At 65.1% G+C, this 11,946-nt stretch carries 9 protein-coding genes; 3 read left to right on the top strand and 6 right to left on the bottom strand.

Annotated features, from left to right (window positions below; genetic code table 11):
* Positions 1 to 310 precede the first annotated feature (310 nt).
* Entirely contained in the window at positions 311 to 2,047 is a 1,737-nt protein-coding gene (locus tag ACSQ84_RS27385) for an adenylate/guanylate cyclase domain-containing protein (RefSeq protein WP_436214825.1), read from the bottom strand.
* Between the two features lie 217 nt (positions 2,048 to 2,264).
* Between ACSQ84_RS27385 and ACSQ84_RS27390 the strand changes: the two genes are divergently transcribed.
* Positions 2,265 to 3,998 (top strand): glycosyltransferase family 39 protein, encoded by a 1,734-nt coding sequence (locus ACSQ84_RS27390; RefSeq protein WP_436214881.1) that lies wholly within the window; start codon positions 2,265 to 2,267, stop codon positions 3,996 to 3,998.
* Here ACSQ84_RS27390 and ACSQ84_RS27395 read toward each other — a convergent pair.
* Positions 3,918 to 4,949 (bottom strand): YcjF family protein, encoded by a 1,032-nt coding sequence (locus ACSQ84_RS27395; RefSeq protein WP_436214826.1) that lies wholly within the window; start codon positions 4,947 to 4,949, stop codon positions 3,918 to 3,920. The two genes, ACSQ84_RS27390 and ACSQ84_RS27395, sit on opposite strands and share 81 nt — an antisense overlap.
* Positions 4,946 to 6,409, bottom strand: coding sequence for a YcjX family protein (locus ACSQ84_RS27400; RefSeq protein WP_436214827.1), 1,464 nt, complete (start codon positions 6,407 to 6,409; stop codon positions 4,946 to 4,948). The genes ACSQ84_RS27395 and ACSQ84_RS27400 overlap by 4 nt, the downstream gene beginning before the upstream one ends.
* 161 nt (positions 6,410 to 6,570) lie before the next feature.
* Between ACSQ84_RS27400 and trhA the strand changes: the two genes are divergently transcribed.
* Both trhA and ACSQ84_RS27410 read left to right on the top strand, forming a co-directional pair.
* The gene (trhA, locus tag ACSQ84_RS27405; RefSeq protein ID WP_436214828.1) at positions 6,571 to 7,266 is read left to right on the top strand and encodes a PAQR family membrane homeostasis protein TrhA; all 696 of its coding nucleotides are present in this window, start codon (positions 6,571 to 6,573) and stop codon (positions 7,264 to 7,266) included.
* Positions 7,267 to 7,285: 19 nt separating this feature from the next.
* Positions 7,286 to 8,080, top strand: a complete 795-nt coding sequence (locus ACSQ84_RS27410; RefSeq protein WP_436214829.1) for an SDR family oxidoreductase — start codon at positions 7,286 to 7,288, stop codon at positions 8,078 to 8,080.
* A gap of 142 nt (positions 8,081 to 8,222) precedes the next feature.
* Here the strand turns inward: ACSQ84_RS27410 and mdlC are convergent, their stop codons facing one another.
* The 3 genes from mdlC to ACSQ84_RS27425 all read right to left on the bottom strand — a co-directional run bounded on the left by mdlC (position 8,223) and on the right by ACSQ84_RS27425 (position 11,939).
* Positions 8,223 to 9,842 carry a benzoylformate decarboxylase gene (gene mdlC / locus ACSQ84_RS27415; protein WP_436214830.1) on the bottom strand — a complete coding sequence of 540 codons (1,620 nt, stop codon included), beginning with the start codon at positions 9,840 to 9,842 and terminating at the stop codon, positions 8,223 to 8,225.
* Positions 9,843 to 9,957: 115 nt separating this feature from the next.
* Complete coding sequence (locus ACSQ84_RS27420; RefSeq protein ID WP_436214831.1) at positions 9,958 to 10,812, bottom strand: FAS1-like dehydratase domain-containing protein; 855 nt, start codon at positions 10,810 to 10,812, stop codon at positions 9,958 to 9,960.
* A 2-nt stretch (positions 10,813 to 10,814) separates the two neighbouring features.
* Positions 10,815 to 11,939, bottom strand: coding sequence for a CaiB/BaiF CoA transferase family protein (locus ACSQ84_RS27425; protein ID WP_436214832.1), 1,125 nt, complete (start codon positions 11,937 to 11,939; stop codon positions 10,815 to 10,817).
* Positions 11,940 to 11,946: the final 7 nt, after the last annotated feature.

The raw sequence follows: 11,946 nt of genomic DNA on the forward strand, positions 1-11,946 counted from the left end.
CGCCGCGAGATCGCAAACACATATTCAGTGTCATCGTCCGCGAAGGCGGACGATCCAGTATCCAGAGACGGCAATGATAGAACCGAGAAGCCGCGGCGTACTGGATCCCCGCCTGCGCGGGGATGACAGCATTAGGTGGGGCTGCACCATTCCCGTCATTGCGAGGAGCGAAGCGACGAAGCAATCCATTCTTTCTTCGCGCGGCCCGATGGATTGCTTCGCTTCGCTCGCAATGACGAACCTCAAATCCCCGCGAGCTCCTTCTCGTGCTCGATGTCGGGCAGCGGGTTTAGGGCATCGCGCCACTACGCTACGCCGCGACCGGCTCGACGTCATCGATCAGCGCCACCAACTCCTTCGCGTCCGACACGCTCCGTACGATCATCGGCTCGTTTCGGCCGCGGATCGCGACTTCGTGTTCTGGCAGCGCATCGGCGGACAAGCCTGCGGTAGCGCGAACCTCGTCCGAGATCACCACCTCGCAAGTAAGGCTCTTGGTCATGTCCTGCAGCCGCGCGGCGACATTGACGGGATCGCCGAGCGCGGTGAACACCATATGGTCGCGGTAGCCGATGTCGCCGACGATCACCTCGCCGCCATTGATGCCGACGCCGAACCGGATTGGCTCGTGCAGATCATGTTCCAGAAACTTGTTCACCTCGTCGACATTGACCGCGATCATGGCTGCGGCCCGCAGCGCCTGCCGGCAGGCCTCCTGCCGGCTCACGGCCAGCCCGAACAGCGCCAGCATGCCGTCGCCGACGAACTGGTTCGGCCGGCCGCCGCTTTCGATCACCGCCTGCGACACCGCGCCGAGGAATCGATTGACGATGAAAACGGTGTCGAACGGCAGGCGTTTTTCCGCAAGCTTGGTCGAGCCGCGCATGTCCACGAACATGCTGACGAGATAACGCTCCTGTCCGATTCTGGTGGGACTCGACGACGGCTCATCGGCCGACATCGTGTGCGGCAGGAAGAGCTGGAAGAAGGAGAGGTCGTTTGCCGGCCGCAGCTGACAGGCGAGGCGGATCGACGGATCCGAGGTGCCGACGCGGCTGAGCACGAAGGCCTCGCGCTGCGAGGGCTCGGGCAGGTCGTGATGGTCGCCGATGATGCGGATGCGGCAGGTCGAGCACCGCGCCCGCCCGCCGCACACGCTGGCGTGCGGTACGTTGTTGCGCAGGCTGGCCTCGAGTACGCTGAGGCCCTTCGGCACCCGGACCGTCCGGCCATTGCCATACGACAGGTTGATCATGCCGCCGCGGCGCTCATGGATGGCGCGCGCGCCCTTGGCCAGCAGGGCAAGTCCGAGCAGGCCGAAATAACCGATCAGGAGATAGTCCGTGACGGCGTTCAAGACGGCCTTTTCGGCCGGTGTGCCGATCTGGTTGGGCTTGAGATTCTCCGCCCGCCACTCGACGCTGTCGCTGTCGACGACCATGCGTCCGCCCTGATAGAGACCCAGCATCGCCAGTGTCGGCACCAATATCGCCGCCGCCAGCAAATATGGTGCGGCGGCCTTGTAGAACGCCCTCATGCGCAGCCAGAAATACAGGCCGATGCAGCCATGCGTCCAGGAGATCACCAGGACCGCGAACAGCATCCACATTTTGAGCGGCGGCCACGAGATCCAGTAGGCAAACAGCACTTGCGGGTAGAGTATTTCCTGTCCGTACAGCGAATAACCGAGCCGCACGCCGACCACATGCGTGATGATCATCGCGGGAATGCTCAGCCCCAGCACCAGCTGGAGCGGTTCGATCGCCTTCCAGCGGAATTGCCGGCGCTCGTACAGCGCCCAGATGCCGAGCCCGGTGTGAACAAGACAGGACGCATAGAATACGAACGTGACAAGGAGGGAATGCCAGAACAGCGTGTGCCAATAGACGCCGCTGGCCAGCGCCTCCATCGAGATATTGCCGAGCGCGTGGTTGAGGAAATGGCTGACCAGATAGGCAAACAGCACCACGCCGGTGGCCAGCCGGATCTGCCGCAGGCTGATGCCGCGCAGGGTCGCTGCGATTTGTTTACGGGACAGGGAGGCCATGTGGTCCGTCAGTGATGCTGCCGGCGACAATATTGCCTAATTCGCTTGGTGAACACCCTGCAACGTGGTTCCGGCAACCACCTTTTCTGCCGCGAAACGTTGACACCCCCTTGGGAGTCGAAGAAAAAGCGCCGTGACGAACGCCCCCGACAACAGCAGCAAACCGGATAGCGCCGGCCGCCGGCGATGGCTTGCCGTGGTGGCGCTGATCGCCGCGATGACGGCGATGCGGCTGGTCTATGCCGGGGTCATCGAACTGCGCACCGACGAGGCCTATTACTGGACCTGGTCGAAGGAGAGCGCGCTGGCCTTCCTCGACCATCCGCCGGGGATCGCCTGGCTGATCTGGTTCGGGACTACGATTTTCGGCGACACCAATCTCGGCGTCCGCTTCGGCGGCATCGTCGCGATGCTGGTGACGCAGCTGCTGCTGGTCGATATCGTCCGCCGCGTCACCCATGACTTCCGCGCCATGGCGTTCGCCGCCCTGATGCCGGAGGCCGCGCTTTATTACGGCCTGCTGATGGCGAAGGTGGCGCCCGACACGGCGATGATCCCGCTCGCCGTCGCGATGCTGTGGTCGCTGGTCCGGCTTCACGAGAGCGGCAATGCGCGCTGGTGGCTCGCCGCCGGGCTGTTCGCCGGCCTCGCAATGCTGTCGAAATTCACCGTGGCCCTGCTGCTGCCGGCGGTGCTGGCGTTCGCGCTGGTGCCGGACTGGCGGCGGCGCTGGTTGCTCAGCCCCTATCCGTGGGCGGCGGCGCTGATTGCATTGACCGTGTTCGCGCCGGTGCTGGTCTGGAATTATCAGCACGACTGGGCGTCGTTCCGCTTCCAGTTCGTGCGCGCGGTCGCGACCCATCAATTGTCGTTTCGCACCGTCGGCGATTATCTCGGCCTGCAGTTCGGCCTGGTCGGCTTCGTGCTGCTGCCGGTGGTGCTGTCGGGCGTGACGCTGACGGCGTGGCGCGGCTATCGCCATCGCGAGCCGGTCGCGATCCTGCTCTCGACCGCGGTGATCGTGCCGTTCGGCTACTTTTTCTGGAAGTCGCTGACATTGCGCGTCGGCGACACCTGGCCGATGTTCCTGTGGCCGGCCGGATTTGCCGCCACCGCCATCAACCTCGCGATGCTGCCGCGCGAGGGCTGGCCGGAATGGATGATCGAATCCACCGTCAAATGGGCGAGGGTGGCGGTGATATCAGGCATCGCCTTCGTCGTCGGCGTGTTCTTCTACTATGTCGCCGCCCCCTGGAACCTGATCGGCCGCGCCGATCCGGTCGGCGGCGAGGCCGGCTATGAGCAGGTGGTGGCGCGGGCGCAGGCGCAACTGAAAGCGACCGGCGCGACCTGGATCGCGACGTCGGACTATCGCACCTACGCGATGCTGCGCTGGTATTTCAACGGCCGGGTGCCGGTCATTCAGATCAACGAGCGTGGACGCTTCCAGGGCTTTCGCGATCCCGGCATGAATCTCATCCGGAATCGCACCGGCCTCTACGTCGCGCGCGAGCCGGACAATCGCCTGCCAATCTGGGATCTCACCACGGCGAAACGGCAGCCGCTCGAACGGGTCGAGCGCAGCTGGCGCGGCGTGGTCATGGATACCTATGCGCTGGAGAAACTGACCGGCTGGACGCCGGAACTCTCGCCGCCGCCGGACACGCCGCTGTTTCGCTGGCGCGTGCTGGCAGAGTACCCTTCTCCCCTTGTGGGAGAAGGTGGCGCGAAGCGCCGGATGAGGGGGCTGTCTCCACAGATAGAGGTGTGCCTGCGGAGCGAACCCCTCACCCAAGCGAGCGAGCTGCTGGCACTGGAGCTGCCCTCTCCCACAAGGGGAGAGGGCGCAGTAACTGGCACCCTCCAGAATTTACTCCTCGCCGTCGCGCTTGCGCAAAAGGTCCTTGGCGAGATCGGCGAGCGCGGGGCGCGGCAGCGCGGTGAAGGGTAGCGGCCGCGTCACGTCGATGGCGGCGAGGCCGAGGCGGGCGGTGAGCAGCCCGTTGAGCACGCCTTCGCCGAGCCGCTGCGAGAGCTTTGCCGCGATACCATGGCCAAGCATCTGCTGCACCAGGCTGTCGCCAACAGCCATGCCGCCGGTGATGGCGAGATGACCGATCACGTGGCGCAGCAGGCTGAGCATGCCGAGCGTGCCCGGCCGGCCGCCGTAGAGCCGCGCCAGTTGCCGGATCAAGCGCATCGCGGCGACGAACACGAACAGCACGTCGATCAGCGCGCGCGGGCTGACCGCCGTCACGACCGAGACGCGTTGCGCCGCCGTCGAGACCAGCCGCCGCGCCTCCTCGTCGAGCGGCGCCATCAATTCGCGCTCCGCAAGCTTGATCATGTCGGCGCCGTCGATGATGTCGTCGGCGTGACCCACCAGCGTGGCGCGGGCGCGCGCCAGTTGCGGATTCTGATGCGCGAGCTTCAGCAAATCGTTGACGACCGCCCGGCTGGCGGCGCGATCGTCGCTGCGCAGCACCTCGGCCGCGCGCTGGTGCAGCTTCTCGATCGCGGCGAGCCGCGCCAGCCCGATGGCTTCGCGCCCGATCACAACCGCCAGCGCCAGCGCTGCGGCGACCGCAAACGCCAGCGCGACGTAACCCATTGTTTGGCTGCGCGCGAATAGATCCTCGATCAGGTTGACGATGCCGAGCCCGAGCCCGAGCAATACCAGCCCGCCGGTGGCGCTCCAGAACAGCGTGCCCCAGCGGAAGCCGCGCCTAGCCGGGACCAGCGGCCGGTCGATCGGCACCGGCAACTGCGCGGGATCTCGCTCCGGCGTGATATGCACCGTGCCGCGCGCGGGACGGCTGGCATCGTCCGGGTTCATCACGATCACGCCGGGATCGTCGAGCTTGAACGTCGCCGGCCGCCGATGAGGGGTCTTCTCGCTCATTGCAGTTTGTCTCCGATCAGGAACTGGAGGGCGCGGTCGAGGCGGATGTGAGGCAGCGCGGGTTCGTCATCGCCTTCGCGCTGCAGCAGCGGCGGCCGGTAGCGCAGGAAGCGATAGTCCGCCTGTTCGGAATGCGTGCTGGAGAGGCCACGAAAGGTGCCCTTGAACAGTTCCTCGGGATCGCTGGGCAAGTCGCCCGGAAAGGTCGCCACCTCGGTCTCGCCGTCGAACGTATCGCCATTGGCGACTTCGCCCGGGGCGGGCGTGCCGAGCAGCGAGGGCAGTTTGTCGCGGCCACGCGCCACCATCGCCTCGCGGGTGGCGCGCACGGCGGCCAGCGCCACCACGTCGATGGCGGCGCCGGCATATTCGGCGCGGTCGGCGGCCTTGGCGACCGCGCGGCGCAATATGGCCTCTAACCGGTCATGGCTCGAATGGTGCAGATGATCGGCCTTGGTCGCGGCAAACAGGATGCGATCGATCCGCGGCCGGAACAGATTGCTCAGGATCGTGCTGCGGCCGATCCGGAAGCAATCGAGGATGCCGGCGAGCGCGGCTTCGAGATCGTGCAGCGCCTCCGGCCCGGCATTGAATGCCGCGAGCGCATCGACCAGCACGATCTGGCGATCGAGCCGCGCAAAATGATCGCGGAAGAACGGCCGCACCACGACATCCTTGTAGGCCTCGTAACGCCTTCGCATCATCGCCCACAGCGAACCGTCGGGTGCGGTGCCGTCGGCCGCGACGTCGAGCGGGGCGAATGTGAGTGCCGGCGAGCCCGCGAGACTACCCGGCATCAGGAAACGTCCGGGCGGCAGCAGGCTCATCGCAAAGCGTTCGTCGCGGCAGGCGCGCAGATAATCCGTGAACAGCTTCGCGGCCATCCGCGCCGCCGGCTCGTCCTCGCGGGCTTCGGCGTTCAGCGTCGCTAGATGTTCGTGCCAGGGCGCAGCGAGCTTTTCGCGCGGGCCTTCACGCGAGAGGGCGAGGCTCTCGGCCGACCATTGCTCGAAACCCTTGTTGAGCAGCGGCAGGTCGAGCAGCCACTCGCCGGGATAGTCGACGATATCGAGCGTCAGCGTGCGGTCGGCGCCGTTCGGGCGCTGATAGTCCATCACCAGCCGGAGTTCACTGATGTCGACGGTGGAGGCCGGCCAGCGCCGCTCCTCGATCAGGGTGCGGACGTGGTTCTCGTAATCGAACCGCGGCACCGCATCGTCGGGCTGCGGTTCGAGCCTGGCGCGGGCAATGCGGCCGGTCGCGAACGCTTCGAAGACCGGAAAGCGGCCCCCGCGGGTGATGCCGTGGATCAGCGCCGTGATGAACACCGTCTTGCCGGCGCGCGACAGGCCGGTGACGCCGAGCCGTACCGTGGGATGGAAGAAGCTGTCGCCGTAATCCAATAGCGCCCGCGCCGACAGCCGCGCTTCCTCGACGATATCCTGAAAACTGGGGGCCATGCGGTCGCGGAGGGCTCGATGAGAGGGGCGATCAAGGAGGAAAAGTGGCGATTGGCTGGCCGAAATCAAGCTTCGGCTGCGACGTGGACAGGGGATCGGACGGCGCGTTGACCTCCCGAGGCCTATGTTTTATCGCTGCGTAACGCAATACAGCAGGCGGCATGACCATATTCAGATTGAAACAACTCGCGTCGACATCGGGCCATGCCGTAGCCGGCGCGGTGCGATGGAATTTCGACCGCAGCGAACTGATCGCCGACGGCGTCGTGCATATCGTCGGCATTTGCTTCGGCCTGGTGGCGGCGACCGCTCTCATCGTGCTGTCGGCGGTTTACGCCTCGGCGATCGATATCACCGTGGCTTCGGTCTATGCCACCGGACTGTTGGCGATGTTGATGCTGTCGGCAGCCTATAATCTCTGGCCGGTATCGCGCGCCAAATGGATGCTGCGCCGTTTCGATTGTTCGGCGATCTACCTTCTGATCGCGGCGACCTACACGCCTCTCGTCATGGAATTGAAGGACAGCTATTTCGCGATCGCACATCTGGTCGCGGTCTGGTGCGTTGCCATCATCGGCATCGTGATCAAGTTGGCGCTGCCAGGCCGATATGACCGGCTCGCGCTCGGGCTCTATCTGGCGATGGGCTGGAGCGGCATGATGCTGTACGACGCCGTGGCGAAGGCGCTACCGGCTCTGGCGCTGTGGTGCATCATCGCGGGCGGGGTGCTGTATAGCCTGGGCGTGATCTTCCACGCCTGGCATCGGCTGCGTTTTCAGAATGCGATCTGGCACGGTTTCGTGCTATCGGGAGCAGCCTGCCATTACACGGCGATTGTCGATGTTGTCCTGACCTGAAAACGAGGGGAGAGCGGCCATGCAGGTGACCGGAAAAGTCGTGGTTGTCACCGGCGGCGCCAGCGGCATCGGCCGGGCGCTGTGCGAAGCCTTCCACCGCGCCGGCGCGGCCAGGGTCGTGGTCGCCGATATCGATCCGGACGGCGCGCGAACCGTCGCCACGCCGATCAACGGGGCGGCCTTCAAATGCGATGTCGGCAAGGAAAAGGATGTCCTGCACGTCATCGAGGAGACCGAGCGGCAGTTCGGCCCGATCGCGCTGTTCTGTTCCAATGCCGGCATCGGCGGCGGCTTCGATCCGCTGTCCACCAATGCGGGCGGAACCTCGGATGAGCCGTGGCAACGAAGCTGGGCGGTTCATGTCATGGCGCATGTCTATGCCGCGCGGCACCTGATCCCGCGCATGAAGGCGCGCGGCGGCGGCTATTTCCTCAACACGATTTCCGCAGCGGGGTTGCTCTCGCAGATCGGCAGCCCGGCCTATTCGACCACCAAACATGCCGCGGTCGGCTTTGCGGAAAATCTCGCGATCTCGCACAAGGCCGACGGCATCAAGGTTTCAATCCTGTGCCCGCAGGGCGTCGATACCGCGATGCTCAGGTCGATTCCAAAAGGTCCGCAATCCGGCGACGGCGATCTGTCGCCGGAGCAGGTGGCGCAGGACGTGCTCGGGGGCCTCGAGCAGGAAACGTTTGTCATTCTCCCGCATCCGCAGGTGCTCGGTTACATGCGCAAGAAGACCGAAAATTACGATCGCTGGATCGCGGGCATGGCGAAGATCCAGGCCAAGATGCGGGAAGCGTATGGGAAGTGACGGAGCGCTCGCTCCGTCATTCCGGGGCGGTCCGAAGGACCGAACCTCAGATGCGCAATTGCGCATCGGGGAATCTCGAGATTCTCCGATGTGCAATTGCACATCGTAGTTCGCTTCGCGCCCCGGAATGACGGCTACGCCGTCAATCCTTTTTCGTGTAAAGCAGCGGCACCGCCGAATCCACCATCACCTCGATCAGGCTGGCGCCTTCAAGCGCGAGCCCGCGCTTCAGTGCAGCGCCAAGCTCCGATGCCTTGCTGACGCGGACGGCGCTGCAACCCATGCCTTCCGCAATCTTGACGAAGTCGATGTCGGGCAGTTCGAGCCCCGGTACGTTGCGGACCTGCATCACCTGGCTGAACGAGCGCATCGCGCCGTAGCCGGAATTGTTGATCACCACCACCGTCAGCGGGAGCTTGCGCCGGGCGGCGGTCCACAGCGCCTGGATCGAATACATCGCCGAGCCGTCGCCGATCAGGCAGACGGTGCGCACATCCGGGCGTCCCAGCGAGATTCCGACCGCGGCGGGCAGGCTGTAGCCGAGGCCGCCGCTCGCCATGGTGTAGAAACTGTCCTGGCCGCGCATCGGCATGAATTTCTGCATCGCCTGCCGATGCGACGGCGCTTCCTCGACCAGCGCAGCATCCTTGGGCATGGCGTGGAACAGCGCATCCAGCAGGAATTCGGTCGGGATCGGATCGGCCGCCGTGGGCGCTGGCGGCAGCGGGCGGACTGCCGGGATTATGCGTTTGGTGTCGGGCAATAGTTCGAGCAGCATCGCCAGCGCCGGCTTCATCGTTGCGACGATGCTGGTGCCTGACGGCGTCACCGCCGCCGCGGTCGGATCGTCGGTGATCTGGAAGATCGTCGTGTCACCGTCGAAGATCGAGGCGTGGCCTTCGACATGGAAGGTGAAAACCGGCGCACCGATCACGACCACGAGGTCGTGTTCGCGCAGCGCGTCGGAAACCTGTCCCGGCGAGGCGTGCAGGAAGCCGGCGAATAGCGGGTGCCGTTCCGGAAACGAACAGCGCGCCGAGAACGGGCTGACCCACACCGCGGCCCGCGTTTTCTCCGCGACGCGAACCATCAGGTCAACCGCCTCGGCGCGATCGACGCCGGGGCCGACGACGAGGGCAGGGCGCTTGCTGTCGTTAAGCGCGGCTACCAGCGCGCTCATCGCGGCCGGATCCGGCCCGAGTTCGCGGCTGACCTTTCGAGCTTCGACCGGCTGCGTCGGACGGGTCCAGTCGTCGACCGGCACCGAAACAAAGGTCGGTCCGCAAGGCGGCTGCATCGCCACGTAATAGGCGCGCGCGATCGCGGCCGGCACGTCTTCCGGCCGCGCCGGCTCGATGCTGTACTTCACATAAGGCTGCGGAAACTCGGTCGCCCGTTCGGCAAACAGGAACGGCAGCAACGGCATGATCGAACGCGCCTGCTGGCCGGCGGTGATGACGATCGGCGTCTGGTTGCGGTAGGCGTTGAAAATATTGCCCAGCGCATTGCCGACGCCGGCGGCGGAATGCAGGTTGACGAAGCCGACGTTGCGGGTGGCCTGCGCATAGCCGTCGGCCATCCCGACCACCGAGGCTTCCTGCAGCCCCAGCACGTAGTCGATGTCATCAGGCCAGTCGCTGAGGAACGGCAGTTCGGTCGAGCCGGGATTGCCGAACACCTTTTTGACGCCGAACGCGCGCAGCAGGTTGAAGGTGGCGTCCTTGACGGTGGTGGATTTGGTCTTGGAAGAATTTTGAGACAACGTCGGGCCCTCAGAAAGGGAAGCCGTCATTCCGGGATGGTGCGTAAGCACCAGACCCGGAATCTCGAGATTCCGGGTTCGATGCTTTGCATCGCCCCGGAATGACGTCAACCTTTTACCACGCCGCCGTCCCCTTCATCGTCGGCTGGCCTTCCGAATTGGCGGTCCACAATTCCATGCCGGCGCCGGTGTCGTTGGCATTGATCGAGAACTCGCTGCCTTCGAACAGCGGCTGCACCCCGCGATAGCTGAACCTCTTCGGCGCTGCACCGCCGTGCAGTTTGGCCGCGAATTCGACGATCAACGCCGCCTGCAGCGGGCCGTGGAACACGAGGCCCGGATAGCCCTCGACCTTGGTGACATAATCGCGGTCGTAATGGATGCGGTGGCCATTGAAAGTCAGTGCCGAATAGCGGAACAGCAGCACGGGATCAGCCATGTGGCTTTCGCGATGTTTGGCGACCGGCGGCGGCGGGGCCGGCTTGCCGGAAGCCGCCGGCCCAGCACCGGACATGTCGCGATAGACGATGTCCTGGCGCTCGCGGATCGCCACCCCGCGCGGCGTCGTGATGGTGTGCTCGATGGCGACGAAACACAATGCGCCGGTGCTGCCGGTCTTCATCGTAACGTCGGCGATGCGCGACGTGCGCCTGGCTTCATCGCCGACGCGCAAGGCGTCGAGGAATTCGAGTTCGCCGCCGGCCCACATCCGGCGCGGCAGCGGCACCGGCGGCAGGAAGCCGCCGCGGGTCGGGTGGCCGTCGGGGCCCAGCATCGACATCGGAAACACCGGCTGCGCCAGGCACCAATGCGTGGTCCAGGGCGCGGCGTCGCCGGCCTTGGGCTCGCCGATCTCCTGAAACAGCGTCGCGCGCAAGCCTTTCACGAGCTGCGCGGTGACGATGTCTAAGGCCTCGGTCGATTTTCCAATCCAGCTGCGCAAATGATCGAGGTCGAGTTTTTCCGTCATGGCTATTTGGCCTGCGCGCGGGGAGTCTTGGGAATTTCGATGTGCTCGCCGATCGCGGGCACGGCGCCGTAATGCCTGTTCTCGCCGACGAAGATCGCGGCCGGCGCGGCGTAGCTGATCTTGCCCTTCGGCGTATCGACTTCGATCCGGCGCAGATGCGGATGCACGGCAAGGTCCGCCATGGTATTGACCTCGGCAAACGCGATGTCGGCGTCAGCCAGCCGCTTCAGCAGATCGACGCGATCCATCTTGGCAAAACTGTCGGCGACGATCCTGTCGGTGACGGCACGGTTTGTCACACGTGCGACCATGTTGGCGAGCCGTGGATCGCTTGGCAGGTCGGGTTGATCCAGCACCTCGGCGCAAAGCTTCTTCCACTCGCGTTCGCTCTGGATCGAGATCAGGATGCCCTTGCCGTCCTTCGACTGGAACACGCCGTAGGGCGCAATGGACGGATGCGCCAACGCCATCCGCTTCGGCGGATTGCCGGCTTCCGAATTCAAGAGCGGCACCGCCATCCAGTCGGCCATCACGTCGAACATCGAAATCCGGATATCGGCGCCCTTGCCAGTGCGCCCACGGGCGATGAGCGCCTCGAGGATGGAAGCATGTGCGGTGGCGCCGGTCGCGATATCGACCACGGAAATGCCGACGCGGGAAGGTCCTTCCGGTCCGCCGGTGATCGAGGCCAGCCCGCTCTCGGCCTGGATCAGGAGATCATAGGCCTTGCGGTCGGCATAGGGACCGTCATCGCCATACCCGGAAATAGTACAACAGATCAGCGCCGGATAATCCTTGCGCAGGCGCTCCAGCGAGAAGCCGAGCTTGTCCATCGAGCCGGGCTTTAGATTTTGCAGCAGCACGTCGGCGCTGGCGATCAGCTCTTCCATCGCAGCGCGGCCTTCCTTGGTCGCGAGATCGACCACCACGGAGTTCTTGCCGCGGTTGAGCCAGACGAAATAGCTGCTCTGTCCCTTCGCCGCGGCATCATAGCCGCGGGCAAAATCGCCCTCCGGACGCTCCACCTTGATGACATGGGCGCCGGCATCGGCCAGCCGCGAGCTGCAAAACGGCGCGGCGACCGCCTGTTCGACGGCGACGACGATCAATCCTTCGAGCGGCAGCATCGGTTGT

Source organism: Bradyrhizobium sp. LjRoot220 (genome assembly GCF_964252915.1).
GTDB lineage: Bacteria > Pseudomonadota > Alphaproteobacteria > Rhizobiales > Xanthobacteraceae > Bradyrhizobium.

Excerpts from the sequence above, each read along its gene's own strand:
- ACSQ84_RS27420 (WP_436214831.1), bottom strand. The coding sequence starts at position 10,812 with ATGACGGAAAAACTCGACCTCGATCATTTGCGCAGCTGGATTGGAAAA.
- ACSQ84_RS27410 (WP_436214829.1), top strand. The coding sequence starts at position 7,286 with ATGCAGGTGACCGGAAAAGTCGTGGTTGTCACCGGCGGCGCCAGCGGC.
- ACSQ84_RS27400 (WP_436214827.1), bottom strand. The coding sequence starts at position 6,409 with ATGGCCCCCAGTTTTCAGGATATCGTCGAGGAAGCGCGGCTGTCGGCG.
- ACSQ84_RS27425 (WP_436214832.1), bottom strand. The coding sequence starts at position 11,939 with ATGCTGCCGCTCGAAGGATTGATCGTCGTCGCCGTCGAACAGGCGGTC.
- trhA (WP_436214828.1), top strand. The coding sequence starts at position 6,571 with ATGACCATATTCAGATTGAAACAACTCGCGTCGACATCGGGCCATGCC.
- ACSQ84_RS27385 (WP_436214825.1), bottom strand. The coding sequence starts at position 2,047 with ATGGCCTCCCTGTCCCGTAAACAAATCGCAGCGACCCTGCGCGGCATC.
- ACSQ84_RS27390 (WP_436214881.1), top strand. The coding sequence starts at position 2,265 with ATGACGGCGATGCGGCTGGTCTATGCCGGGGTCATCGAACTGCGCACC.
- ACSQ84_RS27395 (WP_436214826.1), bottom strand. The coding sequence starts at position 4,949 with ATGAGCGAGAAGACCCCTCATCGGCGGCCGGCGACGTTCAAGCTCGAC.